The organism is Petroclostridium sp. X23 (assembly GCF_030013905.1).
In the GTDB taxonomy this organism is placed as follows: Bacteria; Bacillota; Clostridia; order SK-Y3; family SK-Y3; genus X23.
The window spans coordinates 1,995,333-2,013,477 of the sequence record NZ_CP124862.1 but is presented as its reverse complement, the minus strand read 5'-3'; the positions used below and the strand labels follow the sequence as shown (position 1 = coordinate 2,013,477).

Below are 18,145 nucleotides of genomic sequence, written 5' to 3'. Positions count from 1 at the left end.
AAAAGTTCGACTAAAATCATCTTACTTGGAGATAGTTATCTCCAAGTAAGATGATTTTTTTTGGCTAAAAGAAAAAGAGGTTTTACAAAAGCGAAATATGAAAAGTGGCTAAAAGAAGGGAGAGAAAAAGGAAAAGGTGAACCTTTCAATATATATGATTATATATATTTATACTAAAATATAAATGGTTATAATAAACTTGACTATACTAATAGTGATAGGTTACAATTATAGCAGTTAATAGATCGTATAAAGCAAGGAGTATGTATTATGGATAAAGAGTATAATATTGTTGAAAAGATCCTTATAGAGAAAGAAAAGTTGAATAATGTAAATATTCAACATGTGGATTCGAAAATTAAGATGATTGTATTAGACCTCCTAAGAACACAAAATATATTGTGTGAGGCTGGTACAGTGGATTCACTGGACTGTGACCAAGTGATATATAAATTGCATAATATTGCTTGTATTATAAAAGCCGCTGTTGAAAGAGAGCAAAACTTTGCTATGAAAAGTCCAATTTGATTAAACAGGAGGAAAGATAAAATGGATAATTCTTTTATGGATAAGGAAATTTTAACGGTAAGTCAGGTGGCAGAATATTTACAGTTGAGTGAAATGACCACATATAAACTGGTTCAAGAAGGTAAGATACCGGCGTTTAAGATTGGTCGTCACTGGCGTGTAAAAAAAAGTGATTTGAATGCGTTTATCGAAAGATTGAAAAATGGTGAAAGATTATAACACTGGCATTTGAATTGTTTTGTTTCTGTTCTGCTATTTAGACGAGAGAATGAATAACAGAAAGGAAATAAAAATGGTACTAACAGATGAGCGAGTAATTCCCAAATTAATGAATCCTAAAAATGGGCTTTTGAAAGAGCACATTCAAAGATATAAATTTGCTTCCGGATTTGCAAAGGGTAAAGTGCTAGACATTGCATGCGGCGTGGGATACGGAAGTCATATTTTATTAAACGGAAAGAATAGAGAGTTGATAAAACATATTGTAGGCGTAGATATTGATGAAGATACTATCCAATATGCTAGAGAAAATTATGCCCATGATAAAGCGGCTTATTATAAAATGAATGCGTTGTCTCCTGATTTGGTAGACGAATTAGGTCAGTTTGATACTATTATTAGTTTTGAAACAGTAGAACACTTGGAAGAAGACATCATCTTTATTGATAATTTATATAGGCTTTTAAAGCTAAATGGAAAGCTAATCATTTCTACTCCCTTCGGAAGAGGGCGAGGAATTCAATGTTCCAATCCATTTCATATCCACCAATATAAAGAAGAAGAGTTCATTGAACTGTTAGAAATATTTGATAGCGTTAAAATGTATCATCAGCGGGATGAAACAATAGAAATACCCATAGAAGACAAGAAGTATTATTTGATGGTTGCTGTATGCAGCAAGCTTTAAATAGACAAGGAGGTAGAAATGGTATATGCAAGATGAAAGCGTAAAACAGTCCTTGTTATTATGGGCGGAATATATAAGACAAATGCAAGAAAGTAGAGAATGCCAAGAAACTCTCAAAAAAAATATCAAAAAGGTGGAAAGATATTTGGGAAAAGCAGGGGTAACCCAAGTAAAATTGCAGTCCACTATATTGAATTACTACACATTAAAGTATACACAAGATGATGAAGATAAAATCATTCAGTTTGATATAGAAGAATTGGAACAAGCCAGTTTCAAAAATACCCCGGATTTCATTGAGAATGAAAAATAGTTGATGATAATTTAGAAACATATATTAATGGAAAAAGGTTGAGTATAAATGTCGAAGATAAATGAGTTAGCAAATGAAGTGAAAGAAGAAAGACTTTTGCGATTATTTCTCACCCCGATGCAGGAAAAACAACTTTGACAGAAAAACTACTGCTGTATGGTGGAGCAATACGGCTGGCCGGAACAGTAAAAGGCAGAAAAACCAAGAAGTACGCTGCTTTCGATTGGATGGAGATTGAGAAGCAGAGAGGGATTTCGGTCACTTCCAGTATTATGCAGTTTGATTATAATGATTGCCGGATAAATATTTTGGATACACCGGGATATCAGGATTTCAGTGAGGACACCTATAGAACATTGGTGGCTGCCGATAGTGCAGTAATGTTGATTGATGGGGCGAAAGGGGTAGAGGAGCAGACTAAAAAACTCTTTCATGTATGCCGGATGAGAGGCATCCCCATTTTTACTTTTGTCAATAAACTGGACCGGTACTGCAAAAACCCTTTTGAATAGTTGATATTTAGGTTGGATTAAACGAAAGGAGCACACAAATGTCAGTGAGAGATAATTTGATACAATGGGTAAAATACAACTATATCATTCTTAACAATTTACCCTTTGATAATGAGTCTATTTTAAAATTTAAAAACGTTCGGGATGAACTGAAAAAACAGGGTGTAGAATCAATACTTATTAGTGAAATAAAAGAAGATAGTTACACTATCTCATATATTGAAAATTTCTCAAAAAAAGAATACATCATATATGTATCTGATTTTCAAATTTAAAAGTTTGATAAAGAATGCATAGAAAATGATAGAGAGGGGGACGAGATTCGATGATTGAAAAGATAAAAAAACGTGACGGAAGAATCGTGGATTTTCATCCCGATAAGATCACCAATGCCATCTTCCGGGCGGCTAAAAAGGTAGGCGGAAATAAGGTAGAGATAGCAAAACAGCTCACAGACAAGGTTGTTGAATATATAGAAAATAAACTAAAGGTTGAGATACCTGAAGTGGAGCAGATTCAGGATGCAGTAGAAAAGGTACTGATTGAAAACGGGCATGCGGCAACAGCGAAGGAATATATACTATACCGTGCCGAAAGAACTCGCATTAGAGAAAAAAATTCCCGTCTGATGCAATTATATAAAGGGATCACATATGAGGAAGTAAACGATGATCACATTAAAATAGAAAATACCAATGTAGACGGAGATACGGCCATGGGAACTATGCTTCGATATGGGTCGGAAGGTGCAAAAACATTCAATGAAATGTTTATATTAAAGCCGGAGCATACCAAAGCCCATAAGGCAGGAGACATTCATATACACGATATGGATTTTTTAACATTGACCATGAACTGCTGCCAGATTGATGTCCAGAAACTATTTAAAAACGGTTTTAGCACAGGCCATGGACATCTGCGGGAACCTAATGATGTAGCCAGTTATGCCACGCTGGCAGCGATAGCTATTCAGGCAAACCAAAATGACCAGCATGGAGGGCAAAGCATTCCTTTTTTTGATTTTGGTATTGCACCGGGAGTGGCTAAAACTTATATAAAACTATATAAAACCAATATGGCTAAATTTTTTTATACAAATAATTTATTTACAAAAGATAACTGTATGCAGATTGTAGAACAAGTGATAGACCAAACAGTAGCGCAGTCCGGTTTAAAACCTTCTATAGAGCCTGATTGGGAATATTATAAATCGGAAATGGAAAACTTTCTTCCATATATAAAAGATAAGAATGTCATTCAAGCAGCACAAATGTTTGCACGAAAATGGACACCAGAGGAAGTGGATAGAGAAACGTTTGAGGCTATGGAAGCCTTTATAAATATTTTGAACAGTATGCGTTCAAAGGCCGGGACACAAATCACTGTTTCTTCTATTAACTTTGGCACAGATACCTCTCCTGAAGGAAGAATGGTAAGCAAAAATCTGTTATTAGCCATTGAAAAAGGGTTAGGAAATGGTGAGACCCCCATATTTCCAATTTCCATATTTAAAGTGAAGGCAGGAGTTTCTTATCATCAGGGTGACCCAAACTATGATCTGTTTAAATTGGCATGCAAAGTGAGCGCTAAGAGATTGCTGCCTAATTTTAGTTTTATGGATGCTATATTTAATGGGCCATATAGTAAAAAGGGAATAGAATCCGAAGTAGCCTATATAGGCTGTCGAACAAGAGTGATTGAGAATATCTATGAACCTACTAAAGAAATTACTAGCGGCAGGGGAAATTTGACTTTTACTTCTATCAACCTGCCTCGAATCGCCCTTATGAGTAAAGGGAATGTTAATAACTTTTTTGCAGTGCTGGATGAAAAGATAGACCTCGTCATAGACCAGTTATTAGAGCGTATGGAAATACAGTCAAGAAAAAAAGTGAAGAATTTTCCATTTTTGATGGGACAAGGAGTATGGATAGATTCAGAGAAGTTGGAATGGGAAGACGAAGTAAGGGAAGTGATTAGACACGGTACACTTGCTCTTGGGTTTATAGGGTTGGCGGAAACGCTTACTTCTTTAATGGGCAAGCATCACGGTGAGTCAAAGGATGCGCAAGAATTAGGGCTGAAAATTGTAAAACATATGCGAAAAAGAATGGATGAAGCCAGTACCAGGTGTAGCCTTAACTTTTCACTATATGCCGTACCTACAGAAAGTCTATCACAAAGATTTGTAACAATGGATAGAGAGAGATTCGGGATTATTCCGGGCGTAACCGACAAAGCGTATTATACGGATTCATTTCATATTCCTGTGTCTTTCAATATATCGGTGTTTGATAAGATACAAAAAGAAGCGCCTTACCATACACTGACCAATGGTGGTCACATCGCCTATGTAGAAATGGATGGAGATTTTTCTAAGAATCTGAGTGCTTTTGAAACAGTAGTAAGGGCGATGTATGATGCGGGCATAGGCTATGGTTCCATTAACCATCCTGTAGACAGAGACCCTGTTTGCGGCTATACCGGTGTTGTTGGAGAGCAGTGTCCAAAATGCGGAAGAATGGATGGCGAACAGGGGATAAAGTTTGAAAGGATACGAAGAACCACTGGAGATCTCAGCGGAGATATATCCCGATGGAATGATGCCCAAAAGATAGAAATTAAGGATAGGGTAACGCATAGTTTGCGCAGGGAGTTTATTTTCCTATAGATTACTAAGAAAAATAAATACCTTTTATGTAATTAAATTTAAGTTGATTATCATTTATATTTATATTTATATTGCTGCACTTTGAAAGGAATGAAAACCATGCCGTTAAGAGAGCATCCGGCCTATCAACAAGAGGTAAAAAGGCTTGATGAAACCATAAAATATATAGAAGATGCGATTACCGCAACAGAAGAAAACAGAAAAACACATAAAGAAGAAATAAAAGATGCTTTTGTTAATTTAGACTATTTAGACAGCAGTCAAAGTTATGTCAGTATTCTTGTAAACGCAAAACTTTTAGATGAATTGGAAAAGAATTTTGATAGTCTTGTGAAATCAAGAAAGAAACCATATTTTGCCCGTATTGACTTTAAGCAGGAAGGACATTCGAAAACAGACAACTTCTACATTGGGAAAATGTCCTTATCCAGAGCAGAGTGGGATATTCCAATGATTGTGGACTGGCGGTCTCCTCTTGCCAGTGTGTATTACGATGGACGGTTGGGGGAGGTGTCCTACCAAACCAATGCCGGAACAGTAAAAGGTGAATTGTCTCTTAAAAGGCAGTATACCATAGAAAACGGTGAATTGGAAAATATCATGGACATTGATATAACTGCCACCGATGCTTTTTTGCAGGCATCCCTAGAAGGGAATAAGGACAATCGGTTAAAGGATATTGTATCTACTATTCAGGCAGAACAAAATGCCATTATTAGGGCAGATATTGATAAACCGTTAATTGTCCAGGGAGTTGCCGGAAGTGGTAAGACGACAATCGCCCTGCACCGTATTGCTTATTTGATATATACTTACGAAGAAAACTTTGACCCGGAAAACTTTATGATTATTGCTCCTAATAGGCTGTTTCTAAACTATATCTCCGAAGTGTTACCGGAATTGGGAGTAGACAAAGTAAAGCAGACTACTTACATTGATTATATTTTTGAACTAATAGGCGGTAAGTATAAACTAACCAATGCCGATGAAAAATTAGTATCCATTATTAATCATAGTCACGATGGAGAGACTGATGGTCGCCATCGGCTTTTGAAAAAAGCAGCAGCATTTAAGGGGTCAATGACCTTTAAAAATATCATTGAAAGATATATTCGAGATGTTGAGAGAAGTTTTGTTCCAGATGAAGATTTTTCCTTAGAAGGATATACGCTCATTAGTGCAAACGAAATCAAAAGGCTGTTTATTAAGGACTATGGTTATCTGCCCTTATATAAAAGAATTGATGAAATCAAGAAAAATTTAACCAATCGTGTGAAAGCCAACAAGCCTAAAATATTAGAAGAGATCGAACAGTATTATGATAAGCAGATAGAATATTTAAGAGACAATGAGCCGGAAACCGAAGAAAGACGCAAGAGAATTGTAAAGTTGATAGATACAAGAGACCATGCTCTTGAAGTCATAAAGAAAAGTGCAAGGACGGTTATAGCAAAATATATTGCAAAGTTTCCGAAAAGGGATTTGTTTGACTATTACAGAAACCTTATTACAAAGGAAGAAAGCCTCACAGAATATAGTAATGGGAAATTAAGTGCTGAGTTTATAGGGTATATATGCAAATACTCAGAAAATATTCTAAGCAAAAAGCATATGGAGCTGGAAGACTTGGCAGCATTAGCCTATTTGAAGCATAGAATCTTTGGTTTTGAGAAGAAGATTGATATTAAATATGTGGTCATTGATGAAGCGCAGGATTTCAGCCATTTTCAGTTTTATGCATTAAAAGAGATAGTAAATACTCAATTATTTACTATACTGGGTGATTTATCACAGGGCATACATGCGTATAGAGGTATTAAAAATTGGGACTTTGTCTTAACAAAAATATTCGACCCACAAAAGAGTCAGTATTTGACACTGGAGCAAAGTTATAGAACGACTGTCCAGATTATGGACATGGCCAATGAACTTATTAAAATGTGTCAGATTGAAGGCTTAATCTTGGCAAAGCCGGTAGTTCGTCATGGAAAAAAGCCGGAAGTTTTTCAGTTGGATTCGAGAAATGAAATTATAGACGGAGTATTGGGGAAAATAAAAGAATTGAAGAGTGAAGGATATCGCTCTATAGCAGTTATCGGGAAAACACTGAAAGAATGCATCAGTATTCAAAAGTACTTGAACAAAAACAAAGCGTTGGAAGTAAAACTCCTAGACGGAAAAGAAAACAGTTATGAGCATGATGTAGTGGTGGTACCGTCTTATCTGGCAAAAGGGCTTGAATTTGATGCGGTGATCATCGTAAATATCGAAGACACCTATACCGAAGATGAATTGGATTTAAAACTGTTGTATGTTGCAATGACAAGAGCGCTGCATAGAATGTATGTTTTTTGTAAGCAGGATACCATTCCTGTTCTTGGGAAAATAGAACCTAAAAAAGAAAAATGAAATTTGGAGGATTATAATTGTAATGGCAAACAGAAAAAAGAAACTAAAAATAATACCGCTTGGCGGTCTGGGCGAGGTAGGTAAGAATATAACGGTATTTGAATACGATGAAGATATCATTGTAGTGGACTGCGGAATTGCCTTTCCGGAAGATGAAATGATGGGGATTGATTTGGTGATTCCGGATGTCACCTATTTGAAGAATAAGAAGGATAAAATAAAAGGAATCATTTTAACCCATGGACATGAAGACCATATTGGTGCGCTTCCTTATGTTTTAAAAGAGATCAATGTGCCGGTGTTTGGTACAAAACTTACACTTGGACTACTGGAAAATAAACTGGAAGAACACGGCATGCGTTCTGATACTACACTGCAAACGGTTGAACAAGGGCAAACCATTCAACTAGGAGTATTTAATGTTGAATTTATTAATTCTTGTCATAGCATAGCGGACGCGGTAGCATTGGCAATACACACTCCTGTGGGTATTGTCGTGCATACATCAGACTTTAAAATAGACTATACCCCTATTCAAGGAGATCCCATTGATCTGGCACGGTTTGCCGTATTGGGTAGACAAGGGGTATTGCTCTTGATGTCTGATAGTACCAATGTAGAGCGTGAAGGATATACCATGTCTGAAAAGACGGTAGGCAAAGCCTTTGATAAGATATTTGCAGGAGCCGAAAGCCGGATCATCGTTGCTACTTTTGCATCCAATATTCATAGGGTACAGCAGGTTATAGATGGGGCAGTGAAATATGAAAGAAAAGTAGCCATCATTGGGAGAAGTATGGTCAATGTAGTAAATGTAGCACTGAAATTGGGATACCTAAACGCACCCGAAGGAACTATCATTGATACTAATGAACTCGGCGGATATCGGCCTGAGAAGTTGATGATTATTACAACAGGCAGTCAGGGAGAAACCATGTCTGCTTTAACCAGGATGGCAGCGTCAACCCACAGGCAGGTAGAAATTATGCCGGGTGACTTGGTAGTAATATCAGCAACGCCCATCCCTGGAAATGAAAAAACAGTTTCAAGGGTAATTAACCAGTTGTTTGAAAAAGGCGCGAATGTCATCTATAAGGCGCTTGCAGATATCCATGTATCAGGTCATGCTTGCCAGGAAGAATTAATGTTAATGCAAAGTTTGGTAAAACCCAAATTCTTCATGCCGGTGCACGGGGAATACAGGCACTTAAAACAGCATGCACTACTTGCACAGAAGGCAGGGCTAACGGAGGAGAATACTTTTGTTATGGGTATCGGGAAAGTATTGGAGTTGGATGAAGCCAGTGCAAAGATCACAGGCAGTGTGCCTTCAGGAAAGATTCTCATAGACGGTCTTGGTGTAGGAGATGTGGGAACGATCGTACTGCGGGACAGGAAACTTTTATCACAGGATGGCCTGGTCATTGTTGTGGTAACCATTGAAAAGGAAGGTGGAACTTTGATCGCCGAACCTGATATTATCTCCAGAGGGTTTGTCTATGTAAGAGAATCTGAACAATTAATTGAGCAAATGCGAAAGATTGCGTATGACGCCCTTTCACAGTATGAAGGTAAAGACTGGGGAACCATGAAGTTTATTGTAAAGAATGTGCTAAAGGAATATCTGTACAGTAATATAAAAAGAAGTCCGATGATACTGCCAATTGTTGTAGAGATATAAACAAAAATGAAAATAGGGGAAAGAACTGATGTATTTAGATAAATTAACTTTTGTACCAACGAAAAGATTTTATTATGGTTGGGTGATTGTTGCGGCCGCAGCAATTACAATGTTTTTTTCAGGACCGGGGCAGACCTATTCCATCTCGGTTTTTATTGATTCTTATATTAAGGATTTTGGATGGAGCCGTTCGCTTGTTTCTAGTATATATTCGACTGCTACATTGATAGCCGGATCATTATTATTTATAGTAGGAAGATTTATAGATAAGTATGGGCATAAATACATGGGGGTTGTGATAGCATCCTTGCTAGGGATTGCTTGTATGTGGAGCAGTTTTGTCATAAATCCGGTTATGTTATTTATCGGATTCTTTATGCTGAGGTTATTCGGACAAGGGTCAATGACACTTCTGTCTTCTACACTGGTACCACAGTGGTTTGTCAAAAAGAGAGGATTGGCACTAAGCCTTATGGCGTTAGGATCTGTTACCAGTTCTGCCGTACTGCCACCGCTTAATACCTATATCATTGATACTTGGGGATGGAGTGTGGCATGGAGGTTTTGGGCTGTACTTTTATGGCTTGTATTTGTACCCATATCTTTTTTCTTTATTCATAGCAGGCCTGAAAATATCGGATTATTACCGGATAACAGAATTAAAAAACCCGACAATAAAGATACAGCAGTAGATACTGAAAGAAGTGAAGTGAAAAAACATAAGGAAATATCATGGACACTTCAAGAGGCGATGAAAACAAGGGCATTCTGGTTCATGATGTTTTGCCAGATGGTTCCTTCCATGATTAATACAGGAATTACTTTTCATTTCATCTCCATATTAGGTGAAAAAGGATTGTCCCATACGCTTTCAGCACTAATATTAAGTATAGTAGCTATTATAGGATTTCCTGCAACTTTTTTTGCAGGATATATGCTCGACCGCATACACGTTCATTTTGTTGAGGTATCTGTATTTGTTATTCACCTGATAAGTCTGTTAGTGTTAGTATATGGGCAGTCATCACAGATGGCAGTGCTTTTTGGAATATTAATGGGCGTAGTATCAGGCCTTCAGGGTGTAACCAATAATGTAGTATGGGCAAGCTATTTTGGAAGAAAGTATTTAGGAAGTATCCGGGGATTTTCCATGTCTTCTATTATTATTGGGTCGGCTTTTGGACCATTGCCTTTCGGTATTGCCTTTGACGTGTTTGGGGGATATACCGGAATTATTATGATAATGATGATTTTCCCCGTGTTGGGTGCGATAGCCGCAATGGTTTCACCTGCCCCAAAGAAAAAGTAGGATGTATTTAATATTTGCAGTTAAAAAAACTAGACTAGCATACAATATTATGTTAATATACATTGGTGTTATATATTAAGTAAAAGGAGACGATACATGACAGCATTTTTAAACAAAAGATTATTAGAAAATACGAAGATTGAGTTGCTTTCTTATCAACTGATCAATAACTCAAAACAGATTGTCGAAGTTAATATAATACAAGATCCGAAGTATCATATTGCGGATGATATTTTAGATTAAATATAAGGTGTTATTTTATAATACAGCAGTTTACAAGTTTATTAAGCAACCTCCTCTAAACCAAGGAAGGTGTTAACAGCATTTTTAACAGTAGAATAAATTTTGTGATTTTCGAGTCGTTTGACGAAACTCTCAAAAATTAATTCCTGCGTTAGTTGGTCGGCAACAGCGTGTTTCACTACTTGGGGACTTTGGAATTTATAGTCATGGAACCGTGAGTGAAAAAACGGTAATATCGGCATAAAAGCAAAGGCAATAGCAAGCAAATTCGCATACCGTTCTATCGCTTTTTGGTTCCGTACCATATAGTTGCCAAAAGACCAAAAGAATTTATGTTTATAAAAATTATTCATCACAAAAATGTTTGTATGTTAATGATTATATATTTTCAGAATATTAAGGTTAGGCTTTGAATGATTTACATCCTTCAGAGCCTTTGTTTATACGATGAAAGCAGTCCAAAGATAGGATACGGGCATCACAATCAATACTGCAGGCAACATGTTCCCGATAGGGAAAGCCTTAATCCCGCTGATACGAAAACCTGTCGCCAGCATGATGATGCCCCCTAAAGCCATAAAGTCGGCAATCATCTCCGATGTAATCATGGGCAGTATAAATGAAGCACTGAAGAACAAACATATCATTATGATAAATTGGGGTATACAAATAGTCATAACAATATATCCAAGGGCAGCTGCAAAAATCCCGGCTGTGAATAAGTCCAGCAGTGCCTTGGTAACCAATATCGAATGATCACCGGTTATTCCTTCTGTTAGCGCTCCAAATATGCCTGTTCCACTAACACAAAATATGACCACTATTGCAACAAACTTTTCCATAAACTCATCTTGATTGTCTATGTTTCCCTTAGTGGGAAACAACCGCTCAATGGGTTTCCGTATACGGTGGGCACACCATTCAATTCTTTCTTCCAATTTTATTAGCTCGCCGATAACACTGCCAAGGATTAATGAGAGTACCACTGCAGACAATGTATTTACTTTCCCAATATAGATCACTCCCATGGCCATTGCCGCAGCACCAAAGGTTAAAGGCAGTGCTGTACGTATTCGCTCCGGAATCTTATTTCCTAGAAACGCCCCAAGAAGACCTCCAAAAAACACTGCCAGGCTATTTAATATAATTCCTATAGGCATTTTTGCCCTCTCCTTTCATCCTCTAAAGCGTATATTTCCAAAAATCGCTTATCTAATATTATAACGAGAACTATCTTATCAAAAATAAGCAAGCTATTCAACCGTTAACTTATATTTTCATTATCAGAAGATCACTATAGTACTAAATTTTATGGAACGATTAAAGTTCCCAAAATTGAATGCTGAACCATAATATTAAGAACATATAATGTGCTATGCCGAAATTTTGAAAAGGATTTTAGGGATGGAGATATTAAGGCAGGCAGCAGATCTACGTGCATGACTTTGTGAAGCGTGTGGTTATGAAAAATTAAGTGATTTGGCTGCTGTGGATATTTATGCTAAGGAGTTTGCTGGTCATATTGATAAGCTCATCAATATGTTGGAATTGGGTTAGGATCTTCATAATGTGTTGTTATAATTGATAAGGACCTATATAAGTTGAATTAAATAATTGGACTATTAGTCTAATATTCATGTTGAATTTATATATAAATGCGATAAAATATATATAAATAGGGAAAGGATAAGAGGTAGGAATAATGAAAACGGAATACATTTATAAACATCATTCCCCTATCGGTATGCTCACGGTTTCAAGTGATGGGGAAAATATCACAGGGCTTTGGATAAAGAATATGAGATACGGTGAAAACGTCGAAATAATAGAGGTTAATGCAGATGATTTATCTGTTTTTGAAAAAACTCGGAAATGGCTTGACTGTTATTTTGATGGAAAAGGACCGGATTTTATGCCTCCTGTAAAAACTGAAGGGACTGAATTTCGTCAATCTGTTTGGAAGATACTTTGTGAAATACCGTATGGAAAGGTGATAACATATGGTGATATTGCCAAGAAGATAGCATTGCAAAAAGGCAAAACAAAAATGTCCGCGCAGGCGGTGGGAGGTGCTGTCGGAAGTAATCCCATTTCCATACTTATTCCATGTCATCGTGTTGTCGGGGCAAAGGGGAACCTTACGGGGTATGGCGGTGGACTTGACATAAAGGTACATCTGCTGCAATTGGAAGGTATGGATATGAGCAAATTTCACATGCCGTCAAAGTAAAAAAACATAGAAAATAAATAAGAGCTCTTTAATATCAGGAATTTAAAAAGTGGCTCGTTATAGTTTTAAAGCTATGACGAGCTATATTTTATAGCATTTGATTTTTAATATGACAACACAATACAATAACTATAATTTGAGTTTATTGTATCAATTTATAGAATATCTTTAATATTTAATATTTATATGTTATAATGTATAAAAATTTAGATGTTTTTCTAAACAATTTATAATAAATGACGATTTTAAAATTGTCTGCATCAATAAATTCAATGATGCTAATTATCCTAGCAAAAGTATGACTACTTAAAATAAGGTCAACTAGTTATTATCGTGTCTTTTTGAAAGAAGGATGATAAAAACGGATAACAATCAGAATTTCCTCAATTTAACAATAAGATTCTGTATAATATAGTAATGTAGTAATCAATTCCAGAGTTGAAAATATGATAGTGCGAAGGTGACCTTATCAAAAGTCTTAGAGCATGTATGCGAAGTGGAGGGTCAGCGGCTTCAACTGTTTGAGCGAAGCGGGTTTTGAAGCATTTTTTGGGGACATCCCTCGACAAAGGAGAGGTATGTCCCCTGACCTTAAACACGAGCAGTACAAGCTTTTAGGCTCGGAATACCGGTTACCGGAACACTATAATATTTGCAATTTTAATTTGGTTAGATATAGTCCATCGCAAAGAGAGATTACAATAAAGCTCATTTGTGGTTTGAGTCAAAAATTACTCACATCTTTCGTATTGCTAGAACATGATTAATCTAGTTAAAAGTGATAATTTGATTACAACTACATGATGCAAGGAGGATTAGACCAGATGAAAAAATGGTATTCATTGCTAGGGGTCGTTGTATTAATTCTGATTTTTGGCTTTAGCAAATTAAGTACAGCGATAGGAACCAATCGTAATAATACCTCAGAGGTGACTGCTACAAATCGACCTAAAACCAGAACGTTGGTTTCTAGTTATCAACCTTATCTGCACGCATTACCGCAGTATATGGGCATAAAGAATGGATGGTATGAAAAAGAAGGGATAGACCTGGTATTAAAACATTATCCATCAGGTTTGACACAAAATGAAGATTTGCTTTCCGATATTTGGGAGGTGGGTGATGAAGGAGGTACTGGTGCCCTGTTGGCATCAATGAGATATGGATTGCATATTATTGGTATTTCAAACGATGAATCACAAACTAACAGTCTATGGGTTCGTCCGAATAGTGATATTCTAAGTGTAAAAGGATATAACCCTAAATACCCGGAGATCTATGGATCACCAGAGCTATTCAAAGGCAAAACAATCATTACTACCAGTGCATCTACCGGACACTATGCTGTCATTGCAACTTTAAGAACTTTAGGACTCACCGAAAAAGACGTTAATACGATCCATCTTGAGCAAGAAGATGCATTAAAAGCATTTGAGGAAGGTGAAGGAGATATTGTTCAATTGTGGGCTCCATATAGTTATATTGCGGAAGAAAATGGATGGATAGAAATAGCTTCAGGGAAAAAGGCAGGAGTTACTATACCTGGCGTATTAGTGGCTAGTAAGAAAGCTGTACAAGAAAAGCCCGATTTAGTTTCAAAATGGCTGGAGTTGTATTTTGAAGGGATTCAGGTAATGAAAGAAGATCCTGATGGAAGTGCGGATTTGCTTAGAGAGTTTTATGAAGAACACGGGATGGAAATAAGTGAGAATGGATTGAAAAAGGAATTTAGTCTAAGGCCATTATCTACCGCGGAAGAGCAACTGGAAAACTTTAATGATTTTAAGCAAGCTATGATAGAATTGGCAGATTACTTTGTTCAGCAAGGGAGAATTGAAAAAGCGGACAGAGATCGATTTGTTAATCAAAGTTATGTTACAGATAGATTTCTAAAAGATGTTGTCCAAAGTAAAAGATAAAAAATAGTTAGAATACGGTTATTACTAAAATAGGAGATAATTTATGCTTCAATTCAAATTTAGCGGTTTGAAGTCCAAGATACTTTTAATCGTATTGGTCATTATGGTATTTGGGTCCTCAATAATTTCTTTTACTGTTTACTTAAATTCAAAAAAAATCATTAGAGAAGATATTGAGAAATTAAGCCAGATAAAAGTTGAGAAAATGGTAACGTTGATTGAAGGCAAACTCCTAAAATGGAAGTCTGAAATTGAAATACTGAGCAAGACAGATGAAGCGCAACAGAGAGATATTGAAAAATTAAAGGAATATATCTTAGAAAGAAAAGATATTTATGATGATTATGAAATGTTTATGGTCTCTGATGTGAGGGGGCAATACAAAGGAACAACAGGGTTTGATGCCAGTATTTCGGAAAGAGATTATTTTCACGCTGTGATGCAAGGCAGAACAGTTGTTTCAGATCCGGTTATATCAAAAGCCACAGGGATACCGGTCATAGAAGTTGCTGCACCAATACGAAATTCAAGAGAGCAAGTGATAGGAGCAATTATAGGAACTGTAAAAATGACCTATCTAACGCAAATCGTCATGGCTGAAAAATTCGGAAAAACAGGTTTTCCTTACATGATTAATCAGGATGGATTGATAATGATTCATCCTGATAAAGAAAAAATATTTAAAGAAAATTTGCTTCAAAGTCAAAGCAAATCCTTAGTATCTGTTGTAAATAAAATGATAAAAGGAGGAACGGGAGTAGATTATTACACATCGTCGGATGGAGTAGAGAATATTGTTACTTATTCCATTGTAAATTCTACGGGATGGCCTATCGCGATCAGTATAGAAAATAACGAAGTCAGTCAACCTGTTGTTCATTTGGCGAATAGGACTGTTGGGATCGGATTGGCCATAACAATTTTTATGCTGATAATTTTGACTGTGGCAATTGATTATTTAGTGAAACCTTTACTAGAGATTGCTGCTGTTACAAAGCTTGTTGCAGGAGGAAATCTATCAGTACGTGCAAATAGTGGCTATAAAGATGAGATTGGTGAACTGGCACGAGGGTTTAATAATATGTTGGATAAAATCAATAATTTGATCGCAAAGGTTTACCAAGAAGAAGACAAGAAAAGAGAAGCTGAATTAAAAGCATTACAAGCTCAGATTAATCCCCATTTTTTATATAATACATTGAATACCATACGATGGATGGCTGTAATACAAAAGGCGGACAATATCAGTAAGATGATCGTTTCTTTGATAAAACTACTTGAACTAAGCGGTAAAAGAGTTGGCAAATTCATTTCAATTGAGCAAGAATTAGAACACGCTCAGAATTATATATACTTGCAAAAAATAAGATACAACGACAAGTTTGAAGTGGAATATGATATTGATGAAAACCTATTGAAATATAAAATCATAAAATTTGTTTTGCAGCCAATCATTGAAAACGCTATTTTCCATGGTATTGAGCCTAAAGACGGTTCAGGGACAATAAAGATTATTATTTCTAAAGTGGAAGACATGATTAGATTTCAAGTAGTTGACAATGGAGTAGGAATGGATGAAAAAATAGATGTGGATAAAAATAGAAGTTTTAGCGGCTTAGGAATAGAAAATGTGAATGAAAGATTGATCCGGAATTTCGGTGAGGATTCGAAACTAATAATTACCAGTCATATAGAAAAGGGAACCAAAGTAGAGTTTTATTTACCGATGTTTATTGATGAAGAAGGAATGGTGAATAAAAATGTACAAAGTAATGATTGTTGACGATGAATCGATGGTTAGAATTGGTGTGAAATCTTGTATCGATTGGGAGTCTAATAGTTTTATGGTGGTTGGAGAAGCTTCGAACGGTAGAGAAGCTCTTGACTTGTTTGAAAAATTAAAACCTGAAATTATATTAACGGATATAAAAATGCCGGTACTTGATGGGTTGCAGTTAATAAAAAAAGTCATGAATCAAGCACCGGATACAAAAATTATTGTATTAAGTTGTTTGAATGAATACGATTATGTAAGAGAAGCGATGAAAGATGGAGCTGTTGATTATCTATTTAAACCAACCATGTCTCCGGAGGATATTCTAAATATTTTGAATGATGTAAAAGAAAAGATAGCATTGGAAGAAAGTAAAAACATAGAATATAACCGCCTAAAAGATGAAGCACAAAGAAGCCAGAAGATTATGAGAGAAAAGTATTTAATGAGCTTAATCAATACTGAGGTCAGGCAAGATCATAATATAGAGGCAGATTTGGAAAAATACAACACAAAACTTAGCGATAAAAAGATTATTTGCATGATGATAGAAATAGACGAGCATGAAACGCTAAAAAATAAGTATCCCTATGATGCTTTACAGTTACAATATACTTCCATCATTAATGCAATTAATGATGTGATAAATCAATATAATAACGGTGCTGCTATCATGCTTGAAACAAAAGAAGTCGTTGTTTTATACAATATTCATACGTATAGCCAAATGAATATGGATACAGAAATATTAAATTTTGCGAAAAAAATAAAAAACACAATAAAAAATTATGTTGGTATATCTACAACGATAGGTATTAGCAAATTGTTTAATCATTTTTGTAATTGTAAGCAAGCAGTTAAACAAGCAGAAAAAGCTAAAAGTCAAAAGTTTATACTTGGAAGAGGTCAAATAATAAAGTATGGGGATATTCATGATGATCATAGTGATTTAAAAGAACTATTTTCAATAGAAATTAAGAAAGTATATGAGTTAGCAAAATCAAAAAAATATGAAGAAACATTGAAGCAATTGGAAGGATTATTCTGTAAGATGAAGGAAGAACGAAATTTAGCAAGGGAGGCTATCAATGAATTGGCCATTGAAATCATTGTTGAGTTTCTCAGAATTTTTAGAGATGAGATAAGCTTAGACAAAAAATTAGTTGATAAATATAGCAATATATTTGAAAAAAAACTTAAAACATTTGACGAAGTATTCGATGCTCTCAAGATGATTATTCAAGAGATATTTGAACGTATTCAGGAGAAAGAAGCTGCCCAATACTCCCATACCATCAACAAAGCAATTAATTATATATCCGAAAATTATGCACAAGATATTACCTTGGATAGTATTTCTTCATATGTGCATATTAGCAAGAACTATTTCAGTAAATTGTTTAAGGAAGAAACAGGGATAAATTTTGTTCAATATTTGGCTGACGTCAGAGTAAAACATGCTGTAGAACTTCTGAAGAATGAAAATATAAAAACTTATGAAGCTGCTAAGTTGGTGGGATATGATAATTATAGATATTTTTGTAAGATATTTAAAAATATTACCGGACGCACGCCGAGTGAAGTAAAATGAATGATCAGGAAAGTAAAATTTGATAAAATCTCTTAAAAATGTATTTGTTTCTAAAGCA

The 18,145-nt window shown here is 35.7% G+C and carries 14 protein-coding genes and 1 pseudogene; 14 read left to right on the top strand and 1 reads right to left on the bottom strand.

Annotated elements, in window-relative coordinates; translation table 11 throughout:
• Positions 1-270 precede the first annotated feature (270 nt).
• The 10 genes and pseudogenes from QKW49_RS09720 (at position 271) to QKW49_RS09675 (ending at position 10,330) form a co-directional block, all read left to right on the top strand.
• The gene (locus QKW49_RS09720; RefSeq protein ID WP_282867351.1) at positions 271-528 is read left to right on the top strand and encodes a hypothetical protein; all 258 of its coding nucleotides are present in this window, start codon (positions 271-273) and stop codon (positions 526-528) included.
• A gap of 21 nt (positions 529-549) precedes the next feature.
• Complete coding sequence (locus tag QKW49_RS09715) at positions 550-747, top strand: helix-turn-helix domain-containing protein (RefSeq protein ID WP_282867350.1); 198 nt, start codon at positions 550-552, stop codon at positions 745-747.
• A gap of 49 nt (positions 748-796) precedes the next feature.
• On the top strand, positions 797-1,435 hold the full coding sequence (locus tag QKW49_RS09710; protein ID WP_282867349.1) for a class I SAM-dependent methyltransferase: 639 nt from the start codon (positions 797-799) through the stop codon (positions 1,433-1,435).
• Between the two features lie 25 nt (positions 1,436-1,460).
• Positions 1,461-1,748: a hypothetical protein gene (locus tag QKW49_RS09705; protein ID WP_282867348.1), complete on the top strand. Its 288-nt coding sequence runs from the start codon at positions 1,461-1,463 to the stop codon at positions 1,746-1,748.
• Positions 1,749-1,792: 44 nt separating this feature from the next.
• Positions 1,793-2,257 (top strand): annotated as a pseudogene (locus tag QKW49_RS09700) (GTP-binding protein); the annotation flags it as partial.
• 41 nt (positions 2,258-2,298) lie between these two features.
• On the top strand, positions 2,299-2,535 hold the full coding sequence (locus QKW49_RS09695; protein WP_282867347.1) for a hypothetical protein: 237 nt from the start codon (positions 2,299-2,301) through the stop codon (positions 2,533-2,535).
• Between the two features lie 50 nt (positions 2,536-2,585).
• Positions 2,586-4,931 carry an anaerobic ribonucleoside triphosphate reductase gene (locus QKW49_RS09690; RefSeq protein ID WP_282867346.1) on the top strand — a complete coding sequence of 782 codons (2,346 nt, stop codon included), beginning with the start codon at positions 2,586-2,588 and terminating at the stop codon, positions 4,929-4,931.
• Between the two features lie 99 nt (positions 4,932-5,030).
• Positions 5,031-7,340, top strand: a complete 2,310-nt coding sequence (gene helD, locus QKW49_RS09685; protein ID WP_282867345.1) for an RNA polymerase recycling motor HelD — start codon at positions 5,031-5,033, stop codon at positions 7,338-7,340.
• Positions 7,341-7,362: 22 nt separating this feature from the next.
• Complete coding sequence (locus QKW49_RS09680) at positions 7,363-9,021, top strand: ribonuclease J (RefSeq protein WP_282867344.1); 1,659 nt, start codon at positions 7,363-7,365, stop codon at positions 9,019-9,021.
• 28 nt (positions 9,022-9,049) lie between these two features.
• Positions 9,050-10,330, top strand: a complete 1,281-nt coding sequence (locus QKW49_RS09675; protein WP_282867343.1) for an MFS transporter — start codon at positions 9,050-9,052, stop codon at positions 10,328-10,330.
• Between the two features lie 683 nt (positions 10,331-11,013).
• Here QKW49_RS09675 and QKW49_RS09670 read toward each other — a convergent pair.
• Entirely contained in the window at positions 11,014-11,733 is a 720-nt protein-coding gene (locus QKW49_RS09670; protein ID WP_282867342.1) for a DUF554 domain-containing protein, read from the bottom strand.
• Between the two features lie 542 nt (positions 11,734-12,275).
• Here QKW49_RS09670 and QKW49_RS09665 point away from each other — a divergent pair.
• The 4 genes from QKW49_RS09665 to QKW49_RS09650 all read left to right on the top strand — a co-directional run bounded on the left by QKW49_RS09665 (position 12,276) and on the right by QKW49_RS09650 (position 18,087).
• Complete coding sequence (locus QKW49_RS09665; RefSeq protein WP_282867341.1) at positions 12,276-12,803, top strand: methylated-DNA--[protein]-cysteine S-methyltransferase; 528 nt, start codon at positions 12,276-12,278, stop codon at positions 12,801-12,803.
• A gap of 824 nt (positions 12,804-13,627) precedes the next feature.
• Entirely contained in the window at positions 13,628-14,722 is a 1,095-nt protein-coding gene (locus tag QKW49_RS09660; RefSeq protein WP_282867340.1) for an ABC transporter substrate-binding protein, read from the top strand.
• Between the two features lie 43 nt (positions 14,723-14,765).
• The gene (locus tag QKW49_RS09655; RefSeq protein WP_282867339.1) at positions 14,766-16,505 is read left to right on the top strand and encodes a sensor histidine kinase; all 1,740 of its coding nucleotides are present in this window, start codon (positions 14,766-14,768) and stop codon (positions 16,503-16,505) included.
• Complete coding sequence (locus tag QKW49_RS09650; protein ID WP_282867338.1) at positions 16,483-18,087, top strand: response regulator; 1,605 nt, start codon at positions 16,483-16,485, stop codon at positions 18,085-18,087. Before QKW49_RS09655 ends, QKW49_RS09650 begins: the two co-directional genes overlap by 23 nt.
• Positions 18,088-18,145: the final 58 nt, after the last annotated feature.

Excerpts from the sequence above, each read along its gene's own strand:
- QKW49_RS09720 (WP_282867351.1), top strand. The coding sequence starts at position 271 with ATGGATAAAGAGTATAATATTGTTGAAAAGATCCTTATAGAGAAAGAA.
- QKW49_RS09715 (WP_282867350.1), top strand. The coding sequence starts at position 550 with ATGGATAATTCTTTTATGGATAAGGAAATTTTAACGGTAAGTCAGGTG.
- QKW49_RS09710 (WP_282867349.1), top strand. The coding sequence starts at position 797 with ATGAATAACAGAAAGGAAATAAAAATGGTACTAACAGATGAGCGAGTA.
- QKW49_RS09705 (WP_282867348.1), top strand. The coding sequence starts at position 1,461 with ATGCAAGATGAAAGCGTAAAACAGTCCTTGTTATTATGGGCGGAATAT.
- QKW49_RS09695 (WP_282867347.1), top strand. The coding sequence starts at position 2,299 with ATGTCAGTGAGAGATAATTTGATACAATGGGTAAAATACAACTATATC.
- QKW49_RS09690 (WP_282867346.1), top strand. The coding sequence starts at position 2,586 with ATGATTGAAAAGATAAAAAAACGTGACGGAAGAATCGTGGATTTTCAT.
- helD (WP_282867345.1), top strand. The coding sequence starts at position 5,031 with ATGCCGTTAAGAGAGCATCCGGCCTATCAACAAGAGGTAAAAAGGCTT.
- QKW49_RS09680 (WP_282867344.1), top strand. The coding sequence starts at position 7,363 with ATGGCAAACAGAAAAAAGAAACTAAAAATAATACCGCTTGGCGGTCTG.
- QKW49_RS09675 (WP_282867343.1), top strand. The coding sequence starts at position 9,050 with ATGTATTTAGATAAATTAACTTTTGTACCAACGAAAAGATTTTATTAT.
- QKW49_RS09670 (WP_282867342.1), bottom strand. The coding sequence starts at position 11,733 with ATGCCTATAGGAATTATATTAAATAGCCTGGCAGTGTTTTTTGGAGGT.
- QKW49_RS09665 (WP_282867341.1), top strand. The coding sequence starts at position 12,276 with ATGAAAACGGAATACATTTATAAACATCATTCCCCTATCGGTATGCTC.
- QKW49_RS09660 (WP_282867340.1), top strand. The coding sequence starts at position 13,628 with ATGAAAAAATGGTATTCATTGCTAGGGGTCGTTGTATTAATTCTGATT.
- QKW49_RS09655 (WP_282867339.1), top strand. The coding sequence starts at position 14,766 with ATGCTTCAATTCAAATTTAGCGGTTTGAAGTCCAAGATACTTTTAATC.
- QKW49_RS09650 (WP_282867338.1), top strand. The coding sequence starts at position 16,483 with ATGTACAAAGTAATGATTGTTGACGATGAATCGATGGTTAGAATTGGT.